The following is a 25,987-nucleotide window of genomic DNA, read 5'->3' as shown; positions in this document are numbered from 1 at the left end:
GGTTTTCAGGTTTCAAGTTTCAGGTTTTCAGGTTCCAATTATAATTCATAATTAACCATTCATAATTCACAATTAATTAACCCCTTTCCACCATTGTTTAAATTGTTGATTTTCGTTTTTTAATTCGACTAATTCGCCAATCATTGGTGTAATTAACGGAATTGGTTTTTCGCTCAAACTATTTAATTCTGTTACTCTTATCAAAGGTTCGTCCCAGGAATGAAGCGATAAAGCAAATTTTGAAGAATGAACCGGAAAAACTCTTTTTGCATGTAAGTCTTTCATCGCTTTTATAACATCTTCGGGCATGTTATGAATGTATTTCCATTTTTCGTTGTATTGGCCGTTGTCGATCAAAGCAATATCAAACGGGCCGTATTTTTCTCCAATTTCAGCAAAATGCTTGTCATAACCGCTGTCTCCGCCCAAATACATTTTAAAGTCTTTAGTTTCTAAAACAAAAGAAGTCCAAAGTGTGTTGCAGCGTTTAAAACTTCTGCCGGAAAAATGTCTTGAAGGAGTTGTATGTAATGTTAGATTTTCATCTAATTCAATTTTTTCAAACCAGTCTTTTTCAATTACATTTTCTGTTGGAAATCCCCAAAATTCAAAATGCGAACCTACACCAAGAGCCGTAATTACTTTTTTTGTTTTGGGTTTTAATTTAAGAATGGTTTCATAATCTAAATGATCATAATGATCGTGTGTAATCAATAAATAATCAATTTCCGGAAGATCATCAACAGTATAGATATCTGAACCTTTAAATGACTTTGTCGTTCCCGAAATAGGAGAGGCATTGCCGCTAAAAACAGGATCGATTAAAAAACGTTTTCCTTCAAGCTGAATAAAATAAGAAGAATGTCCAAACCAAACCAAAACATCCTCTTCTATAGATAGTTCATGCAGATTGGTTTTTACAGACGGAATTAAATCGGTTGGGATTTTTCGTTCTACTTTTTTGAAGAAAAATTCAAGTAAAACTCCAGCCATGCTTGCACCTTCAGCCAAATCTGGCGTAAAGCTCTGATTCTCGAATTTCCCGTTTTTATATTGAGGCGAGTTCTGAATTAAAGTGAATCTTTCGCCGGAAGGTGCTTTTCCAAATTTTGGATGCTGCAAGAAATTGTAAACAATAAAACCTATTAGGATTATAAGAATTAGAAATGTAATCATTTTTATTTTTGGGGATATAGTTTTTGAGTGTAATCAATCGAAAGTAAAATTACCTTTTTTAAGATGTCAATATCGATATCAGCTAATTTTTTAATGTAAATACAAGCTTTAGAAGAAGTATGTCTGCCAAGTTTAGGTAAAAGTTCTTCTCTATCTTTTTCAGGCAGGTAAAAATAAACGGTCATGGCTGTTTTTCTTGGAGAAAAGCCGGCCAGAGGAGCATCGCCTTCATGTCCGCTTTCATATTTGTAATGATAACTTCCAAAACCTATAATACTTGGTCCCCACATTTTGGGTTCAAAACCAGTGATTTTCTGTACTATTTTAAGAAGTTCAAAAGCGTCATTTCGTTTGTTTTCATCAGGAACCGCATTGATAAAATCAATTACACTGTATTCAGTTTCGGTTGTTTTATTTTTAGCCATTGCATTTATTTTTTATTTAATAAATCGCTTTTGAGTAAAATGTTTTTGATTTTAAATCCTGCAGCATAAAACAAACTGGAATCTTCGGGCATTTGATTTTCTAAAACAATTAAACTCACATCACTTTGAGGGAAATACAAATTTACAGAAGAAAACCCGTCGCCTAACCCGGTATGGCCTAAATATTTTACGGTTTCTTTTTCAATAATTCGTATTCCGTATCCGTAAGGCTCTTTTTCTTTTCCAAAGAAATTATGCTGTGATAAAATCGTATTTTTTGTCAGCAGTTTATACGATTCTGGTTTTAGTATTTTTCCTTTATGAAGGTTGTTATTCCAGATCGCCAAATCTGAAACAGTTGAAATTATGCCATCGGCGCCAAAACTTTCAGGTGTAATTTGTGAACCAGTTACAGGTTCCATTTTATTTTTTGAGGAGAAATATCCTGTTGCCAGATTCTGTGCTTTGTCTTTAGAATAACAAAAAGTCTGGTTCATTTTTAATTTCTTAAAAAGTGCGCCGGCAGTTTCGTTGTAACTTTTCTTTGTACTGAATTCAACAATTTTACCAATTAAATTAAAACTTAAATTTCCGTATTTAAATTGAGTTCCGGGTTTAAATGCCAAAGGTTTCTGCAAATCGACAATTCCGTGCGAATGATTTAAAAGCTGGTGTACCGTAACCGTGTCAGCCCAGGTTTGGGTTAATTCAGGAAGGTATTTTTTTATGGGTGAATTTAAATCGACTCTGCCTTTTTCGGCTTCTAGTAAAACCAAAACAGCAGCAATCTGTTTGCTGTTTGACATGATCTCAAATTGAGTATCAATTGTTAAAGGTTTTTGGGTTTCAAAATTGGCAGATCCTTTTACTTTTGAATATAATGTTTTTCCGTTTTTTGAAATTAAAACCACACCATTAAAATCTGAAGAAGTGCTGTTTTGAATAATGCTGTCAATTTTTGAAGCGTAATTGTCTTTTTTTTGTGCCGATGAATGACAGCTGCATAGGATAAACAATAGAAATGTAAAAGAAAAAAATTTCATTTATTTTGGTTGTTGGTTGTTGGTTGTTGGTTGTTGGTTGTTGGTTGATTGTTTATAGTTTGTTGTTTATAGTTTGTTGTTTATGGTTTGTTGTTTATGGTTTGTTTTACTGATTTAATTCTGATAAATAATTTATAATTAACAATTCACAATTAATAATTAATTTAAAACATTCCGTTTTCGTTAACTGTTTCATTTGGAATCTGCTGTCCTAAATCCCAAAGTTCTATTATTTTATCTTCTTTGAATTTTAAAATGTGTACAACGGCAAATCCAATATCAGCTGGCGTTTGTTTTAAATGCGAATGGACAGCAACGAGATTTTCTTCTTCGATGATGTGATGAATTGTAAATATCTTATTTGGATTTTTCCTTGCAGACTCTTCCATTGCGAGCATTAAAGTCTCGGCATCACCTTTAAAATAAGCATTGTGATGTTTGAAATTTTCATGCACATAAAGTTTGAATCCTTCATGCGAGTGTCCGCTTGCGGCAAGTTTTAAGAAGTTTTGTGCAATTTCTTTCTTAGTCATAATTTCAAGATATAAATCGAAACTAAGTTATGAAATAACTATGTAGAAATTAAATAATATTTAAGCCATTAGATTTTAAATAATGGTTGTTATTAATAACCTTTTTTGCTTCTGGACTAATCCAGAAATTAGGACGAAACAATTTTGTATTGCTTTGTAATTTTGCTTTATTTGATATTGCTTTTATGTTTTTTATCAAATTCTCAAACAAATTATAAGTTGTAAAAGTATGTGCGTCGATAAAATTTCTAAAATTATCATTTGAGAAGCTTACTAATTTTGGATATGTTAATTCTAATCCAATCGTTCCTTCTTCATTCATATATGCAACACTTAAACTTTCTTTAATCTTAAAATAGGTAAGGTAGAAAGGTCTTATATTTATTACTGGTTCTGTAGGTTGAACTGATTTAAATTCATTTGAAATCAGTCCTTTTTTGTTAGTAATACTTTCGAATTGTATTTTATTAATATCGTCTATTATTGATATTCTAATTTTACTTTCAAAAGGCCATTGTTCTTTTCTATCAAGCTTCTCTTTTTTAATTAATATTTTATAAAAGAAATTTTCATAGTTATCAAATAGAAGATGTTTTTCTGTTTTTTCGTAATCAATTTCAACTCTTGAATTTGTTACAACAAAATCATAGGTTTGTTTTTCGAAAATTGATTTAAATTCTTGTGGTGTTACTATAAAATTAAATGTATTCCATCCTTTTCCAGAACCTAATCCTCCAAAATAAGACATTATTGTAAAATTTAAAATTAAATCAAAAATATAGTATTTTTATTATTTTTTAAGAATTAAATTTTATAAATTTTCTGATTTAATTTCAGAAATATCGATGCCTAATTTTGTAAATTCTTTTTCGCCTAAATCTGTAATATAAAAGTGTTTGTCTGAATTGTTTTTCTTTGCAATCCAGCCTTTTTCGGCAAAAGAAACGGCAAGTAACTGCCCGAGTTTTCCGCCAATATGTTCGTAACAAATTTTTGCCGGTTTTTGTTTAGTTGATTCGTTTTTCATGTTATGGATTTAATATTCAAATTTCAATTGTTTTCTGCAGACTAATTTCAACGCGAGGTATGCCATTGGTATATAAGCAAAAACTAAATCGATAAGTGTAAACCAGGTTGGCGATGGGAGAGAGCTGACACTAATAATACCGCCAAATAAGAAAAAAGCACCAATGGCTAAAGCCAGTTTCTTTTTATGATTTACAGCAAGTAATGCAGTTGTAACGGCTCCGGCAAATGTTCCTGCCGCATGGGCAAGAAAGGGAAAGAGAAAATGTTTTGCCTCAAATAAGTGAATTGTTTTTTGAAGTCCTTGTATTGTTCTGTTATCAGCTCCTTCCGGAAGAGGGATTATCGAACTGCTGATTAAAATTATGCTCATGTTTATTAAACTTCCAATGATAATTCCGACAGTAACGGCCAGAGTATTTCTTAAAAAGGGGTTCATAATTTTTATTTTGTTCTTACGAATTTATGAAAATTATGAATTGCATTTACTTAAAATATTTTTTAATTGAAAGACTGCCTGAACTCTAAAGGCGAAACGTTTGTCTTGGTTTTAAATAATTTACTAAACGATTGCTGATGCTCGAAACCTAATTCGAAAGCAATTTCACTTACAGATAAATTGGTTGTAGAAAGTTTTTCTTTTGCTTTTTCTATGAGTTTATTATGAATGTGCTGCTGGGTGCTCTGTCCTGTGAGATGTTTTAAAAGTCCGCTTAAATAATTGGGCGAAACATTTAGATTTTCTGCAATGTACTGTACCGTAGGAATTCCTTTTTTTATAATTGAATCATTGTTGAAATATTCTTCGAGCAGTTTTTCTAAACGAGCCAGAATTTCATGATTGTTTATTTTTCTGGTTATAAACTGGCGGTTGTAAAAGCGTTCAGAATAGGTAAGCAATAATTCGATTTGCGCAATAATTACGTCCTGGCTGAATTTGTCAATGTTAGACCGGTATTCCTGCTGAATATTTTTCATGATATCAATAATCATTTTTTCTTCTTTATCAGAAAGATGCAGGGCTTCATGAACTGCATATCCAAAATATTCATATTGTTTTATTTTCTGGGCAAGCGGTGTATTCCATAAAAAATCAGGATGAATTAAAAGGGAATGTCCTGTATGCTGCAGTTCTGAATTGCCTTCGATAGAAAAAACCTGACCCGGAGCAATAAATAATAAAACGCCTTCTTTAAAATCGTATTCCTGCTGGCCGTAGCGCATTTTGGCATTTGCATTTCTTTTTAATGCAATGGAATAAAAATCAAGAATAAGACTTTTGGGTTCTTCTTTGTTGAGGTATTTTAAATCTTCAAAATTATAAACACTCACTAAAGGGTGTTCAGGTTTTGGCAAATCTCGAAACTCATGAAATTCGCTTATGCTTTTTACTCGATGCGGCTGCTGATTTGCCATAACCTAAATTACTTATTTTTTAATTATAAATTGCAGCAAATTCTTCTGCATAATCTGTCAGTTTTGTTTTTCCTAAAACTGCCGGTTTGTTTTTCAAATAATCCTGAGCCAGTGTACCGTTGTATAGTGCGGCATACATTTCAACCAGACCGTTCGCGATTTTTGGCTGCATACCAGCAGAAATTAAGCCATTTAGGGTTTCTTCATCACTAATTAATTCCCATTTTAAGTCTGGTCTGCCTATTGCTGCGCCTAATATTTTTGCAGTTTCGTGTCCGGTTAGTTCCTCGCTTGCCACATAACGGATTTTTTTTCCTTGAGACGAAGTTGTGATTTCTTCCGCAATTGCTGCTGCAATATCATTTGGTGAAACCCACGGAATCATAGAATCTGCTCCATAATTGGCAGCAATGAAGCCCAGATTTTTGATCATTGGAATGTAAGCCAGTAAATTGTAATAGAACGAAGTTGGACGCATAAATGTTATCGAAACATCTGATAATGTATTTAAAACGGCTTCGATTTCGTTGTAACGCTGAATAATTCCTGATTTTTCTTTTAAATGCGCTCCAATACTGCTCAGAAAAACGACGCGTTTTACACCAGATTGTTTGATTGCTTCGGCATAATTGTTTCCAATTTTACGGGTAAAAGCATCTAAATCAAGATTTGGATCGAAATAATTGGCACGCGGAATCATACAATATACAGCATCTGAATCTGTAAAAGTTTTAGTTAAAAATGCTAAATCTTCTACAGATCCAATACCTGCTTTTGCGCCTAATTTTTCGATTTCGGCTTGTCTTTCTGTACTGCTGGCAATTATGGTAACAGTATGTCCTTTTTGTATTAATTCTTTTGCCAGAGGCTGGCTGATGTTCCCTAGAGAACCTGTAATAGTAATTTTCATCTGTTCTAATTTTGATGTTACAAAGTTGCAATGCATCAAATAAACAGCTGTAGCCAAATCTACGAATGTTGTAGTCTAAATAAGATTCTGAGCTTTTAAGTTTCTAAGCTGCTGAGTTTTTTTAGCTTTTGGATAATCTTTTTTCGTTTTCTGTTTGTGGTTTTCCAGTTGCGTTTGGTTCGCCTTTTCCGGTTTCAATAAGTTTTTTTAAACTATTTTGAATATAATTTGTCCAGGCACCTCGGCAGATTTCAAAACATTCATATTCTGAAGTTAAACCAAAATGGGTAAAACGAAGTTCTGTTTTTCCGTCTTTTGCTGTAATTTCAAAAGTAGGTTTTGTTCCCGTCCATTCTGTTTTGTCTTCTGTAAAATTGAAATAATTTTCTTTAACTAACCAAACGACTTTTTGATTCGGAATTACTTCAATAAGTTCTATTTTACAACGATGAACGTCTTCGTAATGATAATCAAATTGATCATTTTGTGCGGCTGTATTTCCTTCTATTTCTTCAGACCACCAGCCTCGAACATTGGTAACGGCATTAAAAACTTCTTCTGGTGACTGGCTCACAAGTATTGTTGTAGTAAAATCTGCTGTATTCATTTTTATGGTTTTTAAAATTGAATATCAAATTTATTACTTAAAAATCAGTAAGTTGGGTTTTTAAAAGACAATTGTAAGGGGGATTTCGGACAAAGATTAATTTTAGATTTTAGAATTTAGATTTTAGAATTTAGATTTTAGAATTTAGATTTTAGATTTGATATTGAATTTGATATTGAATTTGATATTGAATTTGCCTCTATGAAATTTTTACACACATCCAGCCGGCTTTAACGATGGGTTTGTCGTCGATGTATGCAGTTCCTTGTTGTTTTATTATTTTTTCGCCTAAACGAATATTTTCAATTGCAAGTTTTATTTTGTCTCCAAATTTGGCTTTGCCGTAAAATTCTGCATTTTCAATGCTTACTAAACCAAATATTCCATCTGTTATTCCCAAAAGTTTTACGCCTGCACCGCCGCATTGCGCCATAGCTTCTATTAAAATGGCTCCGGGTATAAAATCGAATATTTTAAAAGTACTTTTTAACCAGTTGTCTTTTTCGCCAAATGTTTTAAAGCCAATTATTTCTTCTTTAGTATAGGATATAACTTCATCTACGAAAAGAAATGGTGCTCTGTGCGGAATAAGACTTTCAATATTTTTTGACATGCTTGTAATTTTTGTTCCTTGCAATATAAGTAAAATCTGGGGATTATTCTATGTTGAAATTTTATCCATTTTTGAGTTTCAGGTCAGATAAATTTTAATTTTTCAACGATTTTTAATTGTTATTCATAAGTTCTTGATTTTTTTGGTTAATCAATATTTTTTGAAAGCTCAAAGAGAATATAAGTTCCGTTGCCGGACTGGCCTTTTTCTTTTGCCGTAAATCCTGTTTTTATATAAAATTCTACTGCCTTGCTATTGTTTTCGAGGCATTTTAAAGTCAGCGGAAGCTTAAATTTATTAATTGCAGCTTTTAATAATGCCGTTCCAATTTTCCGGCCTTGGTGTTTTTGATCGACATACAAATGATGAATAAAATTAGCAGGCATCCAGATCGAAATAAAACCTACAGGAATGTCGTCTAATAATGCAACCAGAATATGTTCTCCCTGCGTATGTTTTTCAAAATCATCTAATTGAAATTCTGAGGTATCAAGCCATGAAAAAGTTCTTTGTCTTTCTTTTAAAAATAGGTTTTTCAGTGTTTCGTAATCTTTATTTCTAATTTCGGTTATTTCCATGAAATGATTTGCTGCTCTATTCTTTTAAAAGCAGCTTTTTTAAGTTTTAAATACTAATTGTTGAAGTTCTGATTAAAAGTTGAGGTAATATTAGCGACAAATTCCTTAGTGTATTCTCCGGTTTGGTCTAAATCCGGATCGAGAATTGTAATTTCGAGTCCGCTTAGTTTTTGACTTTGAAACAAATAGGAGGTAAGTTCATTAAATTCGTCATAAGTCAGTCCGTCTGGAGTTCGGCTGTCCACGCAGGGCATAACAGAGTCGTTTAAAACATCGACATCGATGTGCAGCCAGAAACCATCGAGCTTTTTACTTTCAACTTCTAAAAGAAAAGACTGTACAGAGTTTTTAATACCTTGTTTTCGTAATTCTTTTAAACTTAAATATACTGCAGAAGATTTTCTGATTTCATTTTCGTATTCGTCATCATATTCGCGATTGCCCACGCACCAAAGGTTTTCTTCTTTTATGTATGGAGACAAGTTAAGAATATTGGTTAATTTTTCGTGTCCGTTTCCAGTAACAATAGACGCAATCATGCCGCCTGTACCGCCGGTTTCAGATAAAGAAACATCCATAAAATCAGTATGACCGTCGAGATAGAATAGACCGTAATTTCCTTTTTGCTTTAATGCCATTGCGGTTCCTAAAAGTATACTGCAGTCACCGCCAAGTACAAAAGGAAATTTATTGGCGCTGATTAAATTGTTTATCAAATAAGCCTGTTCTCTGGCATAAGTAACTAATGAGTCTGCATTTAAAATAGTAGTTTGAGGATCTTTTATGTTTGAATATCTGGGCGGATCAAGTCTTACGATATTTTTTGGTGTAATGGCTTTATGAAGATTGTGTTTCCATAACCAATCGGGCAGACGGTTTACGCCTGGTTCTTTTCCGGTTTGAGGTTCTTTTAAGCCCAAATTAGAAGTGAATTCGACAATAGTTATTTCTTTCATAATGCTTTTTTTTGAACCTAAAGTTATTAAAATATATGGCTGTGGAAGTTTTTTTAACAGTCCAAAAACAAAAATCCGATCTGTTTTATTGCAAATTAAAGTTTAAATCTGTGGCTGTTATCGCTCCAGCCATTCCAGTCAAATATATTTATTGCTTTTTCAGTTATTTCTTTTTGTTTTTCTGTCCATTTGTTTATTTCTAATAAATTGTAATCAGAACTTTCATCATTATAGATTGAAGCAATTGTATCATTACTCTCTAAAAATGTAATTTTATCAAATGATGTATTGTAATCAAAATAACTTACTATTAAGTCTATTTTATCCTTAATTAAATTATCTTTTTTTGGAAGAAGAATTTTATATGATTTTGTTTTGAGTTTTGAACAGTTTGTACAAATACACTTTATTATAAAATTATTTAAACTTAAATCTTTATAATAAGTTACCTCCTTTGTTTTTATATCTATAATGCATCTATAGATTATCGGATTATCTTTTAATAAATCTTCTTTTTTAATGCCATAAAAAAAATCTCTTTGCCCTTCTTGTAATAACAATAAAAAATCATTTTTCTTGCTATAAGAAACGACTAATCGCTGATCTATAAAAATATAATTAAAAGAGGAATAGATATATTTTTTATTTCCATAGATAATTGAATTACTTAAATCAGTAAAAAGATTCAGAAGGTCATTTATATTTTTTGATAAAGTGATACCTAATCTATTTCCAAAATTAATTTCTTTGTCAGATTGGAGAAGATCAATTTCATACCAAGTCTTGAGAAACTGCCTTAGGACGCTAAAAATATTTTCATCAGTTATTGTATGTATTAGAGGAATATAATTCATTATAGTATTTATTAAAAAACATAAAATTAATAAATAAGTAAAATATTACAATTTTTTAATAGCAAATAAAAAATCCGATCTGTTTTATTGCAAATCGGATTTTGATATTCTATAAATACTGTTTATTGATTTTGAAAAATAATAATGTCATTAAACTTTTCCACTTGCTCTATTATGAAAAGACTGTCATTGAAGTAATCCATATCAAAATCGGAATCTCCCCAAACTTCAAAACGCTTTTTTGATACTTTTAATTTTTCTTTATCATAAGGGGTTTCGTTCCAGTCTTCTTCTAAATAACCGGCAATTTCGAGTGCTTCTTGATTTACATGTTCTTCTTCTGCTAAATAAATATAGAAGTTATATTCATCATCAAAAGTTATAGTAATTTGATTGTCGCTTAATGTAATTTTATTATCAGATTCTTGATAAAAGGCATCTAGAAACTCTTTTAAAACCTTAATATCTGCATTTGAAGACGGTGATATATAAGCTGAATAGGAATAAAAAGAATTTGCCATTTATTTTCGGTTTAAATCGGTTATTAATAATGGATTGTTTTCTTTTAATTTATTTACAAGCTCTTCGACAGTTTCCGGATTTTCTTTGATATGTTCATATTCTGCAGAAGTAATTCCAACGATTTGCAGAAAAGAAACTTCGCCGTGAGGGGTTTGTATCTTTTCTATTTCGGGATCGTTTACAAAAACCAGCGCAGTAATATCGGTTTCGGTATCAAGTCTTATAGGACCATTTGCCGGCATATAATGAAATTCTTCAAACCAGTTACCTGTACTAAAAACATATTTGGCAATATTCTGCAAAAGTGCAACCGCCCAGCTTGGGGTTCCGTTATCGGCTTCAAAAGGTTTAAGCCTGAAAGTAAGTTCAAATCCCCATTTACTGAATTCTCCGTTGACTTTTTCTTCATTATAGTACAATTCTGAAAAGCCATAGGTTACAAAATGAAAATGATCTTCTTGCTTTTTACTTTCGTAAATACTGACACCATCAAGCGGACTTTCTCCGCCTAACATATAGCTGATTGCCGGTGCAAAATGTTTGGGTTCTTGTTCTGGGTAAAGCTGATCAAATACTTTGTCAATTTCTAACCATCCAACAGAGTCGTCTTCTGAAAATTCTTTTTTATATTCTTCTAAAGTCATATATCTCTTTTTGTGATTTTAACGAGATACAATATATAACTTTTGATATTAAGAATAAACTTCTTTTAATTAATAAACTTTTAATTTATTCATTATTTGTTCGACAGCAAGTTCCAAACCTTTAGAGTAGTCTCCTTTTTTAAATTCTGGTACTGCATAAGTGGTTATAATATTCTGGGTGTCATTATCACTTAATTTATAGCGAATAAGATCAATGCTTTGAACCTGAATTTGTCTTAATTGTTTGCTTACAACAATTAAAATAGTAGGGTCTAGTTTAGGATCGACTGCCAGATATTTGTCTAATTCAAGAGCGTAATCAGGAAAAGAGGTATATGGCTCTATTGTAGATGTGGTTACAACGGTAATTTTATAAAGATGTTTTTTTTCGAATGCTTTCAGTGTATTGGTAAGTGTTGTAATTTGATCGGCATTCATGATTTTTTCGAAGTCGTTTACATAATCATAAGGTCTTGAAAAAACGTTTTTAGGATCGGTATTTACATTCTTTTCTTTTTTTGCCTGAGAAAATACTATACTTGGTGAAAACAAGATAATTAAAATAATGAAGAATATTTTTTTCATCACACTTGCAGATTAGATTTGGTGGTGCAAAAGTAGCATATTCTTTATTTTAAACAGACGAAAAAAAGATTAGTTTTTTGTTTTAAAATGAAAAATAATTTTTTAAAACTGTCATTTTAATTCTGCTTATCTTGATATTTAACCAATAGTAACTGACCAGCTTTTTTTTCGAAATTTTTGCTGAATGTGAACATATCCCAAAACCAATATCTTTGAGTAATGCCTAAGTTAAATTTTTGCGGGTTCGTTTTTCCTTTTTCTATTCGGTCAAATTGATATTCGTATTGATTAGGCAGATATACTGGCAGCTGTCCTAATGTTATAACCTGAGCAATAAGCGGATTTCCGCAGCCTGGATATTGCTTTATAGGATACAGTTTTATTTTTATGTTTGTTTGTGTGCTGTCTTTGGTAAAAGTAAAAAGGTTTGATTTCTCTAAAATCTTAAATTCTTTTTTTAAAGTATCGTTTACAACATATACAGTTTCTCTGACGTGTGTATTTATTGCGTTTCGATATTCTTTTGGATAAATTTTATAGGAATAGCATGAGTTTAATATTAAAAGAGAAACTAAACATAATAAAAATATAACTGATCTATTGGGCATTGAAAATTTGAAAAGCATTTTATAAACTTTAAAATAAATTTCAAAAGTAAGATTTTGTTTATGTTTTAAAAATAAAAAATCCGATTTAACAAAACGTAAATCGGATTTTTTATTTTATTTAAATAATGGTATCAAGTGATTCCATTTTAGTTCTGCCGCATAATCTAAAGCTGTTTTACCCAGATGATTTTTAGCATTTTTGTCTGCTCCAGATTCTAGTAAAACTTCGACAGATGTACTATTTCCTGCAATAGTTTCGCGATGTAGAAAAGTATAACCCAATTCATCTTGCGAAGTAAGTTCTTCCGGATTGTTTTTTACAAAATCGATAAGGCTCTCTTTCATGTTTTTGCTCATAGGATGTTCTACAAGATTTTCTGGTTTTTCATTTTGGTCAGACACTACCAAAATATCGTTGTAATCTCCAAAATCTAATCCCCAGGCATCATCATGTTCATTTCTTTCATCTTCGCTCATTTCAGATCGCATGGCGTGTATGGTAAAAGCTCCGTAAGTTTTTCCCTGGCTTGCAAATAACCAGTCGCTGATTTGGTTTACCGGAATTTCAACTTCGTCTCCATTATTTACATTCGTTAATTCGTTTGGCTGGTTTACCAAAGTTCCATAAATAATATCACCGTCAAAATTTACGTCGTTAATCCACATGTGTTCTACAACAGTTTCACCGTCTATTTCCTGAGTAAATGCCAGTTTTACGCAGGCAACGTCTAGTCCGGGAATTATTCTGCGGTATTCCCACGATAATTCTCTCCAGAAATATTTAAAGGTTTCTTGTGCTTTTTTGTAGGCTTCGATCATTTTTGGATTTTCTCCATCGGCAAAGAATATTGGTGTGTTTTCCATTGTATATTTTTTATAAAGTAACTTTTTGTGATTGTGCTATTTTTAACGAATAAAAAACCGATTTGTTTTGCAAATCGGTTTTTTAATCATCAAAAGAAGCTGAATTTAGAAATTTACATCGTCTGCGATATTTCCGCCTTGTTCAGCCGCAAATTTGGCTGCATATTCTTTTTGTTTTGCTTGTTGATAATCATGAAATTCTGTAATGTCTGCTGAATTCCAGTTTTGGTTTTGCTCTGTCATCCATTGCATTGCGACAGATTGAAAATCGGCAAGGTTGATTCCAAAAGTATCTAAAATCCATTGAGCGCCGTCAATTCCGTATTCGTAAGCCGCTTGTCTTGCACCTGCTAGTTCTTCGTAGAAATAACGATCAGTTTTTATTCTTTCAAGATTTGCTGCGCCTTCTTCTGAAATTTCAGCTTTCAGGTTTTCTAATTGAGGAACTGTTACATTTTCGGCATAATACTGGCCAAATAAAGTTGTTACGGTAAATGAAGTATCTTCGCCCATACGCTGCGGCCAGATTGTGTTTAATTCTTCCCAAACTGCTGGTTCGAATCCCATTGCTTTGCAAACTTCAAGATAATCTACTCCTGCACTTATTTTAAGACACATTGCAGTGTAAGTTCTTAAATCTACACCGTGAACTGGTTCTAAGAACGGATTATTATCGTCTACTTTTACAAATCCTGAAGTTTGAACTCCGCTGTATTTTAAAGAATTAGCGTGTTCAAAACGAATCATTTGGTCTGAATCGCAGTTGTTCCATTCTGTATAAACTGTTCTTCTATAATTAAAATAGATGTTTTTAATATCTTTATCTTCAAGGTTTTCTCCGCTTGCACGTTCGTCTGCAATCCATGCTTCGGCTCTTTCAGCTACTTCTGCATCAAAATCTTCTACAGTATAATGTGTTCCGTGTAAAGTTTCCGGATCGTATTCTACTTCCTGATATTCATCTTCATAATCATTTTCATAATTATCATTTGAAGTCTGCGCTTCATAGTTTTGGTTTTCCTGTTTATTGTCTCCAGTTAGAGCTCCAAAAAGTTTTTTAAACATTTTTCAAATTTTAGGGTTAATAATTTATAGGTATTGTAATTGATTTTGATACATTTTTTCGTTGTGTTCTTTTAAATCGGGCGTAATTTTATTCCATTCGTCATACATGGCTCTTAAATAAACCTGATATAATTTTGGAGCATTTTTAATGGCAGCTTGTCTCTGTTCTTCAAGATCGTCCATTTTTGCCTGAATTTCGGCTAAAACTTTTTTATCAGATTCATGAATGGTGCTAAGGCTTAATTCATGACGTTTATGGTACAAATCACGCTCTTTGTCTTTTTCACTTTCATAAGCGTCATACAAATGAGCTGTTCGCTGTTCTGCAAGTTCTTTGGCAATATTCTGAAGATTTCTTCCCAATGTACTTGGAGCAAATGTATTTTGTGTCTGGCAGTATGGGCATGTGATATAGGTTTCGATTAAAAATATTTTCTCGATTTCTATATTGCCGCCGCACTGCGTGCAGTTAAATTTGCTTTTGATGGTTTCGTATTCGTCCAGAATTTTTTTGTATTCGATTTCCAGATCGCGTTCCTGAGTTTTTTCGATTTGTTTTCTCCAATAGTCGTATTTATAGTCAAAATCATTGTAACGATCTGAACACGCGCTTCTAAAATCAGATAATAAATCATGATTTTTGTCTAAAACAGAAACTCTTGAATCTAGGTCGTAATAAATACTGTCGATTTTTTCTTCGTATGTATCTCTGGCTTTTTCTCTAATATTGTTTAACTGACCGTTTATGCCTGAATAAACTCTTTGAAAAGTCCTTTTGTACATGTCTTCATCATCCTGCAAAAGCTGTTTTAACTCCGGAATTGCGGCTACAGCCAGTTCTTCCATTTTTGCTTCGAGTTTTTCTAAGAAAGCGAACCATCTTTGTTGTGATTCCTGAAGTTCTGCATACCATTCCGGATATGATTCTCTGCTTACTTGATTTGTTTGGTTTGCTTGGTTTTCTTTGTTTTTTGATTTGTTAAATAGTCCGAACACGTTATCTAATTTTTAAATTGAATTATCTTCTTTTTTAATATAAACTCCGTCAGTAAGTTTTACGTTTAAAAACTCAAATCCGCAATAGGCGCAATGGGTTAAACCGTCTTGTTTTGCTCTTCCTGCACCGCAGTTTGGGCAGTCTTTTGCATTCATTTTGGCTTCGGTAATTTCCATTTCACCTCCATAATTGGTTTGTTTCTGCGCATTTTCTTTGAGTCTGCTCAAAAACGAATTGACTTTTTTTTCTTCCATTACAATTGGCTTAATAGTTCAGTTTTCTTGTTTTTGAATTCATCTTCGTCAATTAAACCAGCGTCAAATAAAGATTTTAGTTTTTGAAGTTTAGACGTTAAATCGTCTGCTGTTTCCTGCTTTGGGGTTTCTTTATTTTGCTGTAACTGGTTTAAAAGAATTCCCATGGTCACGGCATTTTGTGTTGCATCGTGAAGCGCGGTTCCTTTGTCGCCAATTGCCGTTGCGGTATTGAATTTGGTAAATTTATCCATATCGGTTACCATATTCATATTGGTGATTTTATCGTAATGTGCAGTAACTTCTTCCGGCAAGGTTACACTTGTAATTACAAATTGGGTTAACTCGATACCTAACTGCTCAAAATAGGGTTTAAGATAAGGCTCGATTTTTTTTCCTAATTGTGTAATATTTCCAGCAACGTCAGTAACGGTAATATTTTCGTTTGCTAAAACTTCTCCAAATTTTGGTGCCACAAAATCTCGTAACTGATTTTGCAATTCGAAAATGGTAAGCTGTTTGTAAGTTCCGGCATATTGGCGGAAGAATTTAGCAGGATCGGCAATTTTAATATCAAAACTTCCGAAAGCGCGGATTCTGATTTGCCCAAACTGAGGGTCGTTCATCAAAATAGGAGCAGGAGTTCCCCATTTATTATTGATGAATTGGTGTGTGTTAAAAAAGTAAACATCGACTTTAAACGGACTTTCGAAACCGTATTTCCAGCCTTTTAATTTACTTAAAATAGGAATGTTTTCTGTAGATAAAGTATGAAGTCCGGGAGAAAAAACATCTGCAAGCTGGCCTTCATTTAAAAGCATAACGTGCTGACTTTCACGAACGGTTAGTTTTGCTCCGTTTTTGATTTCTTTGTCTTCATCATAAAATTTCCACATCAGTAAATTAGGATCACTGGTTGCGGCTTCGATTATTTCTATAAAAGGTAGTTTCATGAATTCTTATTTAGAAGAGCTAAAAATAAGAATTATAAGACATCTGTATTACTTTTTTATATCAAGTTTTTAACAACTTTTTGTTTGTTAAATTTTAAGACTTGTATTGCGGTTTTGAATTTGTGTTTGGATGATAATAATATTTATAAAAAAATCCGATCTGTTTTCACAAATCGGATTTAATTAATTGAGAATTATATATAACCGTAAAACGGTATATTTTTACAAGTGAATTACTTCGCCGTAAGCATCTGCTACAGCTTCCATAACAGCCTCGCTCATTGTTGGGTGAGGGTGGATAGATTTAAGGACTTCGTGACCTGTAGTTTCTAGTTTACGAGCTACAACTGCCTCAGCAATCATATCTGTAACACCAGCACCAATCATGTGGCATCCTAACCATTCTCCATATTTTGCATCAAAGATTACTTTTACGAATCCGTCCGCAGCTCCTGCAGCTTTTGCTTTTCCAGAAGCTGAGAATGGGAATTTACCAATTTTTAATTCGTAACCTTTATCTCTTGCTTGTTTTTCTGTTAAACCTACAGAAGCGATTTCTGGAGTTGCATAAGTACAACCCGGAATGTTTCCGTAATCGATTGGGTCTACGTGTAAACCTTTGATTTTTTCTACACAGTTAATTCCTTCTGCAGAAGCTACGTGAGCTAAGGCCTGACCAGGAGTAACGTCTCCAATTGCGTAGTATCCAGGAATGTTAGTTTCGTTGTAAGCGTTTACTAAGATTTTATCTCTGTCAACAGCGATTCCAACTTCTTCTAAACCAATGTTTTCGATGTTTGTTTTGATTCCAACTGCCGAAAGTACGATGTCTGCTTCAAGAATTTCTTCTCCTTTTGCAGTTTTTACAGTTGCTTTAACTCCGTTTCCTGTAGTGTCAATTTTTTCTACAGAAGAGTTTGTCATGATTTTTACACCTGCTTTTTTCATAGAACGCTCCATTTGTTTAGAAACGTCTTCGTCTTCTACAGGAACGATATTTGGCATAAATTCTACAATAGTAACGTCTGTTCCCATTGAGTTGTAGAAGTGAGCAAATTCTACTCCAATTGCTCCAGAACCTACGATAATCATAGATTTTGGCTGAGTTGGTAATGTCATTGCCTGACGGTATCCAATTACTTTTACACCGTCTTGAGGTAAGTTTGGCAGCTCACGAGAACGAGCTCCAGTTGCGATGATAATATGATCAGCGCTGTATTCTGTAACTTTATTGTCTTTATCTGTAACGTCAAGTTTTTTTCCTGGTTTTAATTTTCCAAAACCTTCGATAACGTCAATTTTGTTTTTTTTCATTAAGAATTGAACTCCTTTGCTCATTCCTTCTGCAACACCACGGCTGCGCTGAATAACTGCTGGGAAATCTTTATCGAATTCAGAAACTTTTAATCCGTAATCAGAAGCGTGTTTTAAGTAATCAAAAACCTGAGCAGATTTTAGTAATGCTTTTGTTGGGATACATCCCCAGTTTAAACATACACCACCAAGATTTTCTTTTTCAACTACAGCTACTTTAAAGCCTAATTGTGAAGCTCTAATCGCTGTTACATATCCACCAGGACCACTTCCTAAAACAATAACGTCGTATTTCATTTTTTTGGTTTTTAATATTAACTATCGAAAATGAAGTTTATAATTTTCCGAAACTCATTTTTCGATGATTCTTTGTTATTTGTGCTTGCGAATTTAAGGATTTATTTTAAATGAACGCCTTTAAATTTGTTTTTACCCATACAGTTTTTGACCTTTTCACAGAAACTGAAGTAATTGTTAATTGCAAATTGTGAATTATTAGCCAGAAATTGTAATTTTTGCTCTAAATCTTCAAAACAAAACTTAATTTACACGAGAAAGCCGAAGAACTTTTTTTGAATATTCAAAGATCTTCGACTTTTTAATAGAGTGATAATAATTGTTTTAATTGCTGATGGCGAATTATTAATTTAAATTCTATAATTAGCCATTAAACTTTAACGTGTCCCCAGTTTTCACCGCTGGCAATTCTGCGGATCTGCATTTCGCTTACACCAAATTGTTTGGCGATCATTTTTAAACGGGTTTTTTGTTCTGGTCTTGCCAGTATTTTTTTAATTAACATGACTTTTGTTGTAGTCAGTTTTCTTCCGTCGGCTTTTAAATTGTGTTCTATCAGGTTTTTCTTGGCCTGAATTACACGCGGACTCTTGCGGCTGTGCGCCATCATTTCTTGTTTTGTTGCCCAGCGTAAATTGCTTACATCATCGTTGCTTCGGTTATAATCCAGATGCAGAACATAAGTTTGATCTTCAGAATCTTTTGGAATAAAATATTGGGCTACTAATTTGTAAAGAAATAAGTATTTGTTAATGATTTTGTCGTCTTTTTTGACTTTAAATCTAAAAGTTGGATATCCGTCACTCAAACCGCCTTTAAGGATGCGGCCGTTTTCAATTTCATCAGTAAAGCTTATTAGTCTTCCTCTGTTTGAAATGGCATATTTAAGTTGTAATGAGGCGTTTATTTCTATTTCTTTGAATACTTCGTTAGGGTAAAATCTATTATGTGGCATTTTTCTTTTTCATTTAAATTTTGTCTCTCAAAGATAAAGAATTCCGAAATGAAGAATGCTATTGTGCTGGTAATGAACTATCAATTTTATGATTCTTATAACGCTATTTTAACGTTTTAAAATGGTTTTGACAGTTTTTAGGCAGATTTTGATTCCTAAATTATGAATAATTCAGTTTTTTGATTTTGGGCAAAAGCCAAAATTTAAGAGAAATTGAAGCTGAAAATTATTGATCAAGCCAGTTTTTGAAATTATTTATTTCTTTTTTGCTAATCATAATAGGGTCATCTTCGACTGGTGGAACCGTAAGAATTAATTCGATTTTTTGATTTGAATGTTTTACGACTTCTTTTATAATATTTCGGCTTACGATATATTTTCTGTTTACTTTAAAAAAAATAAACGGATCGAGGCTGTTTATGATGTCTGTAAGTGTATTATTGTACAAATAACTGTTTCCAGATTTTACATAGATAAACAAATGCTTTCCGGATGCTGCAAAATAGGTGATTTCAGACTCGTTTACCGAAATTAGCTTATATCCGTGGTTTACTAAAAAATGACGCTGTATTTTGTTTGTTTCGGGATTTTCTAATGCGACTAATGACCGCACTGCAGCATCGGTATTAAAACTCTCTTTTATTTTTTTGAATTTGAATAAGGCTTCTAATAATTCCTGTTCTTCAAAAGGTTTTAAAAGATAATCTATGGTAAAGTGTTTGAAAACCGAGATAGCGTAAGAATCATAAGCCGTAACAAAAATAACAGGGCAGGAGATTGTGGTTTTTTCAAAAATCTCAAGACTTTTTCCATCGCCAAGGTGAATGTCCATAAAAGCGAGATCGACATTGTTTTGTTTAAAAAAGTCGACGGCTTCTTTTACAGATTTTAAAACTGTAATTTCTGCAATCTGTAAAATTTCCTGCTGCTCTAAAATCGATTTTAGATAACTGGAAGCAAGATATTCGTCTTCGACAATGGCAATTCTCATTATTCTTGGCTGATGTTAAAAAGTTTCATTCAATAAAATGAAGTTCTTAATGGTTGTGCAAATATAATTGTCTCTGGATTTTTTGCAATATGTTTTTAATGTTGTTTTTGTTTTTTGTTGTGATTAAAATTTATTTGATTTAATGATTTGAAAAAAAATATAAGAATTAATACTGCTATTAATCAAATTATTGAGTAAAAAAGCAGGATTTGTTTTTGTTTTTTATTTGTTTCGGTGTGTTTTTGTATTACTTTAGTTACTTTTTTTGTTTTCATTTTAAGAAAAACGTTTGTATTATAATCCTTTGTAACTTTTAATTTTATATACCACTATGAAAAAATTTATGCTCTTTTTAGCCTTAACGCTATTTTTATCAATTACGTCTTGTGATTCTTCAAGTGATGATTTAGTTGATGCCCAAAATGTTGAAAAGCTTAACAAACAAAAACAAATCTTAACTAAATTAGAGCAGCTAGGCATTGATTCTAAAAATGTAACATTTATAGATAATGTATCTACGGATGGAAGAATAGTAGTAGAATCTATTGATGATCTTGCTGAAATTTTCCCAAAAGAATTAAATGATGAAGGCAAAATACAAGAAATGATTTCCAAGGAAAGTTCTGCACAAACTATTAAAAATCTTTCAACTGCTAAATCTTTCGATCTTTCGGAATACCAGAGGCTGTCATCAACAATTCCTGTTCCTAATTCATCAATGACAGTATATTATGAATTTTGGTATAATTCATTTTATATGAGTTATAACTGGAATGATGGGGTAAAGGATGTTAGTGTAGCAACTATTAATGGAAACGGTGTTTATTTTAGTTACAATGCTGTTAATTATTCAGCAAATGCTAGTTATACAGTAAATATTTATGGTAAGTTTTATTATCCAATAATTATTGATGGACAAAACGCGAATATTGAACGACCAGCAAAAATAATTTGCTTTTTTAACCCTAATTTAGAATATACGACATTCCCTTGGCAGCAATATATCTTCTTTACTAATTAAGTTGTAGTAAAAATTTTTCGTTTTAGGACGCGACAGACAATAATTAAAAAAAGGCCCAGTTTTGCAACTGGACCTTTTTCAAAAAAAACAATAGGTAACTTATAGATTGGGATTGTTTAATCTCGCGTTTGCTGGTACTGGAATAGTATATCGCGGATCGTTTTGTGTCAAAGTATAGGTTTGACCTAAGAAAGTGTGAACAATTTGTTTTTGAGTTGTTCTTCTTAAATCATACCAACGCTGTCCTTCTACAGCAAATTCACGTTGTCTTTCTGCTAAAATGAACGTTGTTAAATCAGCTGCATTCATTGCTGCGATTTCACTTTCAAGCTGTGTAAATCCAGATGCTGTATATCTGTTTTTGATGAAAGTTAAAACTGTTGTTTTAGCATCAGCCAGATTATTCAATTTTAATGAAGTCTCAGCTTTAATTAAATACAATTCAGATGTTCTGAAAGAGCATTTTTGATCATCATTAGCTCCTTTTTGAATTCTGAAATTACTTCCGTTTGCTGCAAAGTAAATTGGAAAACGTAAATCTGTAGTTCTGTTATAAGCAGCAAGTAAATCATCTGATGCATATGATAATAATTTAAGACCATTATCATAATTTTCTTCAAGCGCTAAAATAGATTCTTTTGAATCGAATTTCGTTGCCAATACCGGAGTTGCTTTTAAATCAACTAAAGCATTGTTTATAGCTAAGGCTTTATTGGCTGCATCCTGAGATTTCTGCCATTGCTGCATGTATAGATAAATACGGCTTTCTAAACTATACAAAGCGGCTTTAGAAAAACGATAGTTAAATCCTTTTGGCTGCGTGTTTAAATTAAGTAAACTTTCTGCTTCTTGAGTGTCAGAAATAATTTGATTGTAAATTGCTTCAACAGTTTGAGAAGGATAAGTCTGCTCTAAATCTACTTTTAATGCTAATGGAACACCTTTGTCAGATCCTGAAGTTGCAGGATTGAAAGGTTTACTAAATAAGTTAATCAAATCAAAATAAGCCATTGCTCTTAAAGCATAAGCTTCTCCAATTAGTTGATCTTTTTCAGGAGAATTTGATAATTTTCCTTGAGCATCATTAATTAGTACATTCGTATAAAAAATTACCGTATATAAATTTTGGTATGGAAAAGTCATTGTTCGACGATCTGTACCAGCATCTTTCCAAGCGTAGATATCTTGGTATAATGGAATTTCGCTATCGCCGTCACCATCTAGTATTAATTCATCAGTACGAACTGCTGTTATCGATTTGTGATCAGGATAAGCTACATACCCTGTTGTAAGGACACCACGATAATCTTGTAATGTTTCAGGAATTACTTTTCCGAGAGGTTGGATGTCTAAATAGTCATCGCAGCTTGTTACAGCAATTGCAGCAACAAAAAGTAAAATATATTTTGAGATTTTTTTCATCTTTAATTTTATTAGAAAGTTACATTACATCCTAAAGTGAATGACTTAGGAACTGGTTGTGCATAAATGTTTCCAAAAGTTTCAGGATCAAAGTAACCTTTGTAATCAGAGCTTACTACGAATAAGTTTCTTGCCTCAACATTTAATCTGATACTTGCTATATTGATGTGATCTGTAAACGTTTTAGGGAATGTATAGCCTAAACGCACACTGCTTAATCTCATGTAGCTCATTTCACTTGCATAAATGTCTAAGTAATTTAATGTTTCTACTTGATTTCTTCCTGCAAAAAATTGATTTGCCATCCAAGAATCTCCAGTTCCGCCTGTTTCACTTGTAATTCCAGGTAAAGTAGAAGATGTATTTGTTGGAGACCAAGCATTTAATATATCTCTACTGTAGTTTTGTCCTCTGTCTACTAATGTTCCGTTATAAGGAGGAGTTCTTGTAACAGTCTGCTTAATGTTGAAAGAAGCTGCAACTGTAAGATCAAAATTACTTACCTTAAATGTATTAGTGATACCTCCTGTAAACTTTGGATCTCTATCTCCTAAGTAAACAAATAAATCTCTAAATTCTGCTGGAGTTAATCCTGAGTCAGAGATAATTCCTGGAAAATCTGGGAAACCATCTACCAGTTTAAAGAATGTTTGAGCGTTTACAGTTTCTCCATTTTTGTTTACAAATAATGGATATCCATTTTCGTCAACACCATTAGTTTTAAATCCAAATACTGCATTTACAGCGTAACCTTCCTGATTTGGTAAGTAACTGTTATCTCTAATTTGTAAACGGTCTACGTTACTTTTATTGTGAGAAAAGTTAATACTTGTATTCCACTTAAAGTTAGGACGGTCGATGTTTTTTGTAGACAAAGTAATCTCATAACCTTTGTTACTTACTTGTGCCCAGTTCATATTTGTAAATTCAAAACCATTTTCTAATGGAAGTGATCTAAGACCAATTAAGTCAGTACTTTTTCTTCCATAAATATCAGTTACAATGCTGATACGGTTGTTGAATAAACCAATGTCTGCTCCAATGTTCGTGTTTGTAGTTTTTTCCCAACGTAATTTTTCATTAGGCGGGCTTATAACTACGACAGTTTGTTCTGTATTACCAGGAAGTATTGTACCTGTACTGTTTGCACCTACTACATAAGGAGAAGTACCTTTGTCAATGTTACCTTGTAAACCGTAAGAAGCACGAAGTCTTAAATTAGAAAGTGTTAAATTATCTTTTAAGAAATTTTCTTCAGACACTGCCCATGAAGCAGAAGTTGAATAAAGCGGCAGGTATTTGTATTTTGGATCTACACCAAATAAATCTGAACCGTCGTATCTTACACTTCCAAATACACTATATTTTCTATCATAAGTATATGATGCTGTTGCAAAGAATGATGCAAATGCATTTTCATTTTTAGTTTTAGCATACGTTCTCCAAGTTGCTCCTGTTGCGAAAGATGCATTTGGGAATAAGATTGGCTGCGTTGTTAAATTCTGAGCATTATAACCAAAACCTTTAGTAGAAATTGATGTTGCGTCATTACGTCTTAACTCATTACCAACCATTGCTTCAATTTCGTGTTTCTCTCCTAAAGTTTTAGAGTAGTTCACCATTGTTTTTAGGTTGTACTGAAAAAAGTCTGCATTAGAATTTTGGATAATACCTCCAACTGGAAGGAAATATTTTTTTCCACCGCTAAAGTAGCTTGATCTTTCTCTTTGTACTCTTGTGTAGTAGCTGTTTTCGCCAGCATATTTTTCAGTAGATGTATTATCTAACTGTAAACCTAACTGAGAAGTTACTCTTAAATCTTTAGTAACTTTATATTCAGCATCTAATAATGCTTTTATAGATCTTGTTTTTAAATCGTAAGAAGTATTTTCTCTTTCTTCTAAAAAGTTAAATGGAATATAATCACCACCAACAAGTCCTACAACATCTTTATCATATTTATAACTTCCATCTTCATTAAAAGGAGTTAAATATGGGTTTACGTTTCTAGAATAATTTGCAGGATTTGTATATGCATTAGTATCTGTTAAGTAAGATGAAGTTTTGTTCTCTGAACCAAAAAGACTAACACCAACTTTGAATTTATCTGTAATTTCGTAGTTGTTTTTTAAGGTTACGTTGTAGCGTTTGAAACCTGTTCCTACAGTTGTTCCTTTTTCATCATAGTATCCTAAAGAGAAATAGTAATCTGATTTTTCACCACCTCCAGATAAACTTAAACCGTGCTGTGTATTGATAGCAGTTTGGTACAATAAATTACCCCAGTTTGTATTGTTGTTTCTTAAAGCATTGATTGATTCTTGTGTTGCACCGCTTAAAGCAGAGAATCCTCCAGCTCTGTATGCATTTAATTCATTTGCTCCGTTTAAGATACGGGCAATATCACCAGATGTATCTCTGTAAGTTAAATCCTCGCGGGAAGCAAGACCAAGTTCGAAATCAACTTTTTCGTTTGAGTTCATTAAGTTTAATTTAGAAAACTCAGGTCTTTGAGTAATAAAGGTATTAGTGTTAAAACTTACAACCATTTTACCAGCACGTCCTTTTTTAGTGGTTACCACGATTACACCATTTGCAGCACGAGCACCGTAAATAGCTGTTGCAGCAGCATCTTTTAAGATTGTAATGTCTTTAATATCATCTGGATTTAAACCAGCGATAGAGTAGTTGTTTAATACGTCGATGTTGTCTTTATCGAAGTTTTTTGGAACGTCATTTCCTTCTAATGGTAAACCATCTAATACCCATAAAGGATCTTGTGTACCATTTAAAGAAGCTGTACCCCTGATTCTGATTTTAGCAGGTGCTCCAGGTGCTCCAGAAGGTGTACTTACAGCAACTCCAGCAATTTGTCCAACTAATAATTGGTCAATGCTCGAAACCCCAGTCTGCTGGATTGCAGCCATGTCGATTTTTGTAACCGCAGCAGTAAGTTTTCTTTTCTCGATTTTTTGGTAACCAGTTACTACAACCTCCTGAAGTTTTGCAGTTTCAGATTTTAAGTTAACTGTATAGTTTTTTTGACCGTCTAATTCAAGAGTATACGATTTGTATCCCATGAAAACAACTCTCAATGAAGTAACATTTTTTGCAATTTTCAAGGTGAATTTACCATCGAAATCTGTAGTAGTTCCAATAGCTTCACTTTGAATAATACCTGCCATAGCAGTTTTGTTTGAAATGGAATTATTCTCAACAAAGATAGACGCACCAGGAATTGGCGACAAGTCTGCTTCATCTTGAATGATCCCCGTAATAGTTCGGGTTTCCTGCGAGTATCCTGCGATGGCCAGGAACAGCAGTAAGGCATGTAGAATTTTTTTCATGTTTTGGGTTT

29 protein-coding genes are annotated in these 25,987 nt (G+C 32.6%); 1 reads left to right on the top strand and 28 read right to left on the bottom strand.

Going from position 1 to position 25,987, the window contains the following annotated elements; translation table 11 throughout:
* Positions 1-72 precede the first annotated feature (72 nt).
* The 26 genes from FJOH_RS24265 to FJOH_RS24140 all read right to left on the bottom strand — a co-directional run bounded on the left by FJOH_RS24265 (position 73) and on the right by FJOH_RS24140 (position 20,186).
* The gene (locus tag FJOH_RS24265; protein WP_012026664.1) at positions 73-1,176 is read right to left on the bottom strand and encodes an MBL fold metallo-hydrolase; all 1,104 of its coding nucleotides are present in this window, start codon (positions 1,174-1,176) and stop codon (positions 73-75) included.
* Positions 1,177-1,178: 2 nt separating this feature from the next.
* Entirely contained in the window at positions 1,179-1,601 is a 423-nt protein-coding gene (locus FJOH_RS24260) for a DUF1801 domain-containing protein (RefSeq protein WP_012026663.1), read from the bottom strand.
* Positions 1,602-1,606: 5 nt separating this feature from the next.
* Positions 1,607-2,644, bottom strand: coding sequence for a serine hydrolase domain-containing protein (locus FJOH_RS24255; RefSeq protein ID WP_012026662.1), 1,038 nt, complete (start codon positions 2,642-2,644; stop codon positions 1,607-1,609).
* Between the two features lie 164 nt (positions 2,645-2,808).
* Entirely contained in the window at positions 2,809-3,177 is a 369-nt protein-coding gene (locus tag FJOH_RS24250) for a nuclear transport factor 2 family protein (RefSeq protein WP_012026661.1), read from the bottom strand.
* Between the two features lie 49 nt (positions 3,178-3,226).
* Positions 3,227-3,925 (bottom strand): hypothetical protein, encoded by a 699-nt coding sequence (locus FJOH_RS24245; RefSeq protein WP_012026660.1) that lies wholly within the window; start codon positions 3,923-3,925, stop codon positions 3,227-3,229.
* Between the two features lie 63 nt (positions 3,926-3,988).
* Entirely contained in the window at positions 3,989-4,204 is a 216-nt protein-coding gene (locus FJOH_RS24240) for a hypothetical protein (RefSeq protein ID WP_012026659.1), read from the bottom strand.
* A 9-nt stretch (positions 4,205-4,213) separates the two neighbouring features.
* Positions 4,214-4,642, bottom strand: coding sequence for a hypothetical protein (locus FJOH_RS24235; protein WP_012026658.1), 429 nt, complete (start codon positions 4,640-4,642; stop codon positions 4,214-4,216).
* A 62-nt stretch (positions 4,643-4,704) separates the two neighbouring features.
* Positions 4,705-5,619: a helix-turn-helix domain-containing protein gene (locus FJOH_RS24230; RefSeq protein ID WP_012026657.1), complete on the bottom strand. Its 915-nt coding sequence runs from the start codon at positions 5,617-5,619 to the stop codon at positions 4,705-4,707.
* 19 nt (positions 5,620-5,638) lie between these two features.
* Positions 5,639-6,529: an SDR family oxidoreductase gene (locus tag FJOH_RS24225; RefSeq protein WP_044048092.1), complete on the bottom strand. Its 891-nt coding sequence runs from the start codon at positions 6,527-6,529 to the stop codon at positions 5,639-5,641.
* A 121-nt stretch (positions 6,530-6,650) separates the two neighbouring features.
* Positions 6,651-7,136, bottom strand: coding sequence for an SRPBCC family protein (locus FJOH_RS24220; protein ID WP_012026655.1), 486 nt, complete (start codon positions 7,134-7,136; stop codon positions 6,651-6,653).
* Positions 7,137-7,335: 199 nt separating this feature from the next.
* Positions 7,336-7,749: a 3-hydroxyacyl-ACP dehydratase FabZ family protein gene (locus FJOH_RS24215; RefSeq protein WP_012026654.1), complete on the bottom strand. Its 414-nt coding sequence runs from the start codon at positions 7,747-7,749 to the stop codon at positions 7,336-7,338.
* A gap of 146 nt (positions 7,750-7,895) precedes the next feature.
* Entirely contained in the window at positions 7,896-8,327 is a 432-nt protein-coding gene (locus tag FJOH_RS24210) for a GNAT family N-acetyltransferase (protein ID WP_012026653.1), read from the bottom strand.
* Positions 8,328-8,380: 53 nt separating this feature from the next.
* Entirely contained in the window at positions 8,381-9,283 is a 903-nt protein-coding gene (locus FJOH_RS24205; RefSeq protein ID WP_012026652.1) for an arginase family protein, read from the bottom strand.
* Between the two features lie 95 nt (positions 9,284-9,378).
* Positions 9,379-10,137, bottom strand: a complete 759-nt coding sequence (locus FJOH_RS24200) for a hypothetical protein (protein ID WP_012026651.1) — start codon at positions 10,135-10,137, stop codon at positions 9,379-9,381.
* A 122-nt stretch (positions 10,138-10,259) separates the two neighbouring features.
* Positions 10,260-10,658 (bottom strand): hypothetical protein, encoded by a 399-nt coding sequence (locus tag FJOH_RS24195; RefSeq protein WP_012026650.1) that lies wholly within the window; start codon positions 10,656-10,658, stop codon positions 10,260-10,262.
* On the bottom strand, positions 10,659-11,303 hold the full coding sequence (locus FJOH_RS24190) for a suppressor of fused domain protein (RefSeq protein ID WP_012026649.1): 645 nt from the start codon (positions 11,301-11,303) through the stop codon (positions 10,659-10,661). It lies immediately after the preceding gene.
* Positions 11,304-11,372: 69 nt separating this feature from the next.
* Positions 11,373-11,888, bottom strand: a complete 516-nt coding sequence (locus FJOH_RS24185; RefSeq protein ID WP_012026648.1) for a TPM domain-containing protein — start codon at positions 11,886-11,888, stop codon at positions 11,373-11,375.
* Between the two features lie 116 nt (positions 11,889-12,004).
* Positions 12,005-12,514, bottom strand: coding sequence for a hypothetical protein (locus tag FJOH_RS24180; RefSeq protein ID WP_012026647.1), 510 nt, complete (start codon positions 12,512-12,514; stop codon positions 12,005-12,007).
* 96 nt (positions 12,515-12,610) lie between these two features.
* The gene (locus FJOH_RS24175; RefSeq protein WP_012026646.1) at positions 12,611-13,360 is read right to left on the bottom strand and encodes a DUF2314 domain-containing protein; all 750 of its coding nucleotides are present in this window, start codon (positions 13,358-13,360) and stop codon (positions 12,611-12,613) included.
* A 105-nt stretch (positions 13,361-13,465) separates the two neighbouring features.
* Entirely contained in the window at positions 13,466-14,425 is a 960-nt protein-coding gene (locus tag FJOH_RS24170) for a DUF6620 family protein (RefSeq protein ID WP_012026645.1), read from the bottom strand.
* Between the two features lie 24 nt (positions 14,426-14,449).
* The gene (locus FJOH_RS24165; RefSeq protein WP_012026644.1) at positions 14,450-15,421 is read right to left on the bottom strand and encodes a hypothetical protein; all 972 of its coding nucleotides are present in this window, start codon (positions 15,419-15,421) and stop codon (positions 14,450-14,452) included.
* Positions 15,422-15,433: 12 nt separating this feature from the next.
* On the bottom strand, positions 15,434-15,676 hold the full coding sequence (locus tag FJOH_RS24160) for an Rcat domain-containing protein (protein WP_012026643.1): 243 nt from the start codon (positions 15,674-15,676) through the stop codon (positions 15,434-15,436).
* Complete coding sequence (locus FJOH_RS24155) at positions 15,676-16,629, bottom strand: SPFH domain-containing protein (RefSeq protein WP_012026642.1); 954 nt, start codon at positions 16,627-16,629, stop codon at positions 15,676-15,678. The genes FJOH_RS24160 and FJOH_RS24155 overlap by 1 nt, the downstream gene beginning before the upstream one ends.
* Before the next feature lie 222 nt (positions 16,630-16,851).
* Positions 16,852-18,240, bottom strand: a complete 1,389-nt coding sequence (lpdA, locus tag FJOH_RS24150; protein WP_012026641.1) for a dihydrolipoyl dehydrogenase — start codon at positions 18,238-18,240, stop codon at positions 16,852-16,854.
* Between the two features lie 370 nt (positions 18,241-18,610).
* Positions 18,611-19,195 (bottom strand): NUMOD4 domain-containing protein, encoded by a 585-nt coding sequence (locus FJOH_RS24145; RefSeq protein WP_012026640.1) that lies wholly within the window; start codon positions 19,193-19,195, stop codon positions 18,611-18,613.
* A 226-nt stretch (positions 19,196-19,421) separates the two neighbouring features.
* Positions 19,422-20,186 (bottom strand): LytR/AlgR family response regulator transcription factor, encoded by a 765-nt coding sequence (locus FJOH_RS24140; protein WP_012026639.1) that lies wholly within the window; start codon positions 20,184-20,186, stop codon positions 19,422-19,424.
* Between the two features lie 331 nt (positions 20,187-20,517).
* Here FJOH_RS24140 and FJOH_RS24135 point away from each other — a divergent pair, with 331 nt between their 5' ends.
* Positions 20,518-21,207 carry a hypothetical protein gene (locus FJOH_RS24135; RefSeq protein ID WP_012026638.1) on the top strand — a complete coding sequence of 230 codons (690 nt, stop codon included), beginning with the start codon at positions 20,518-20,520 and terminating at the stop codon, positions 21,205-21,207.
* A 99-nt stretch (positions 21,208-21,306) separates the two neighbouring features.
* On the opposite strand, the gene FJOH_RS24130 is transcribed toward FJOH_RS24135, so the two are convergent.
* Together FJOH_RS24130 and FJOH_RS24125 are read right to left on the bottom strand one after the other, a co-directional pair.
* A complete protein-coding gene (locus FJOH_RS24130; protein WP_012026637.1) occupies positions 21,307-22,629 on the bottom strand; it encodes a RagB/SusD family nutrient uptake outer membrane protein in 1,323 nt (440 codons plus the stop codon).
* An 11-nt stretch (positions 22,630-22,640) separates the two neighbouring features.
* Positions 22,641-25,976, bottom strand: coding sequence for a SusC/RagA family TonB-linked outer membrane protein (locus FJOH_RS24125; protein WP_012026636.1), 3,336 nt, complete (start codon positions 25,974-25,976; stop codon positions 22,641-22,643).
* Between the last annotated feature and the right edge of the window lie 11 nt (positions 25,977-25,987).

It is taken from the genome of Flavobacterium johnsoniae UW101 (genome assembly GCF_000016645.1).
Lineage (GTDB): Bacteria > Bacteroidota > Bacteroidia > Flavobacteriales > Flavobacteriaceae > Flavobacterium > Flavobacterium johnsoniae.
This window is presented reverse-complemented; position numbering and strand designations above follow the sequence as displayed.

What these genes read in the sequence shown, in the direction of transcription:
- FJOH_RS24215 (WP_012026654.1), bottom strand. Translation starts at nt 7,749, where the DNA reads ATGTCAAAAAATATTGAAAGTCTTATTCCGCACAGAGCACCATTTCTT.
- FJOH_RS24255 (WP_012026662.1), bottom strand. Translation starts at nt 2,644, where the DNA reads ATGAAATTTTTTTCTTTTACATTTCTATTGTTTATCCTATGCAGCTGT.
- FJOH_RS24160 (WP_012026643.1), bottom strand. Translation starts at nt 15,676, where the DNA reads ATGGAAGAAAAAAAAGTCAATTCGTTTTTGAGCAGACTCAAAGAAAAT.
- FJOH_RS24155 (WP_012026642.1), bottom strand. Translation starts at nt 16,629, where the DNA reads ATGAAACTACCTTTTATAGAAATAATCGAAGCCGCAACCAGTGATCCT.
- FJOH_RS24195 (WP_012026650.1), bottom strand. Translation starts at nt 10,658, where the DNA reads ATGGCAAATTCTTTTTATTCCTATTCAGCTTATATATCACCGTCTTCA.
- lpdA (WP_012026641.1), bottom strand. Translation starts at nt 18,240, where the DNA reads ATGAAATACGACGTTATTGTTTTAGGAAGTGGTCCTGGTGGATATGTA.
- FJOH_RS24210 (WP_012026653.1), bottom strand. Translation starts at nt 8,327, where the DNA reads ATGGAAATAACCGAAATTAGAAATAAAGATTACGAAACACTGAAAAAC.
- FJOH_RS24175 (WP_012026646.1), bottom strand. Translation starts at nt 13,360, where the DNA reads ATGGAAAACACACCAATATTCTTTGCCGATGGAGAAAATCCAAAAATG.
- FJOH_RS24200 (WP_012026651.1), bottom strand. Translation starts at nt 10,137, where the DNA reads ATGAATTATATTCCTCTAATACATACAATAACTGATGAAAATATTTTT.
- FJOH_RS24265 (WP_012026664.1), bottom strand. Translation starts at nt 1,176, where the DNA reads ATGATTACATTTCTAATTCTTATAATCCTAATAGGTTTTATTGTTTAC.
- FJOH_RS24225 (WP_044048092.1), bottom strand. Translation starts at nt 6,529, where the DNA reads ATGAAAATTACTATTACAGGTTCTCTAGGGAACATCAGCCAGCCTCTG.
- FJOH_RS24145 (WP_012026640.1), bottom strand. Translation starts at nt 19,195, where the DNA reads ATGCCACATAATAGATTTTACCCTAACGAAGTATTCAAAGAAATAGAA.
- FJOH_RS24185 (WP_012026648.1), bottom strand. Translation starts at nt 11,888, where the DNA reads ATGAAAAAAATATTCTTCATTATTTTAATTATCTTGTTTTCACCAAGT.
- FJOH_RS24250 (WP_012026661.1), bottom strand. Translation starts at nt 3,177, where the DNA reads ATGACTAAGAAAGAAATTGCACAAAACTTCTTAAAACTTGCCGCAAGC.
- FJOH_RS24240 (WP_012026659.1), bottom strand. Translation starts at nt 4,204, where the DNA reads ATGAAAAACGAATCAACTAAACAAAAACCGGCAAAAATTTGTTACGAA.
- FJOH_RS24230 (WP_012026657.1), bottom strand. Translation starts at nt 5,619, where the DNA reads ATGGCAAATCAGCAGCCGCATCGAGTAAAAAGCATAAGCGAATTTCAT.
- FJOH_RS24245 (WP_012026660.1), bottom strand. Translation starts at nt 3,925, where the DNA reads ATGTCTTATTTTGGAGGATTAGGTTCTGGAAAAGGATGGAATACATTT.
- FJOH_RS24190 (WP_012026649.1), bottom strand. Translation starts at nt 11,303, where the DNA reads ATGACTTTAGAAGAATATAAAAAAGAATTTTCAGAAGACGACTCTGTT.
- FJOH_RS24220 (WP_012026655.1), bottom strand. Translation starts at nt 7,136, where the DNA reads ATGAATACAGCAGATTTTACTACAACAATACTTGTGAGCCAGTCACCA.
- FJOH_RS24125 (WP_012026636.1), bottom strand. Translation starts at nt 25,976, where the DNA reads ATGAAAAAAATTCTACATGCCTTACTGCTGTTCCTGGCCATCGCAGGA.
- FJOH_RS24205 (WP_012026652.1), bottom strand. Translation starts at nt 9,283, where the DNA reads ATGAAAGAAATAACTATTGTCGAATTCACTTCTAATTTGGGCTTAAAA.
- FJOH_RS24135 (WP_012026638.1), top strand. Translation starts at nt 20,518, where the DNA reads ATGAAAAAATTTATGCTCTTTTTAGCCTTAACGCTATTTTTATCAATT.
- FJOH_RS24235 (WP_012026658.1), bottom strand. Translation starts at nt 4,642, where the DNA reads ATGAACCCCTTTTTAAGAAATACTCTGGCCGTTACTGTCGGAATTATC.
- FJOH_RS24260 (WP_012026663.1), bottom strand. Translation starts at nt 1,601, where the DNA reads ATGGCTAAAAATAAAACAACCGAAACTGAATACAGTGTAATTGATTTT.
- FJOH_RS24130 (WP_012026637.1), bottom strand. Translation starts at nt 22,629, where the DNA reads ATGAAAAAAATCTCAAAATATATTTTACTTTTTGTTGCTGCAATTGCT.
- FJOH_RS24170 (WP_012026645.1), bottom strand. Translation starts at nt 14,425, where the DNA reads ATGTTTAAAAAACTTTTTGGAGCTCTAACTGGAGACAATAAACAGGAA.
- FJOH_RS24180 (WP_012026647.1), bottom strand. Translation starts at nt 12,514, where the DNA reads ATGCTTTTCAAATTTTCAATGCCCAATAGATCAGTTATATTTTTATTA.
- FJOH_RS24140 (WP_012026639.1), bottom strand. Translation starts at nt 20,186, where the DNA reads ATGAGAATTGCCATTGTCGAAGACGAATATCTTGCTTCCAGTTATCTA.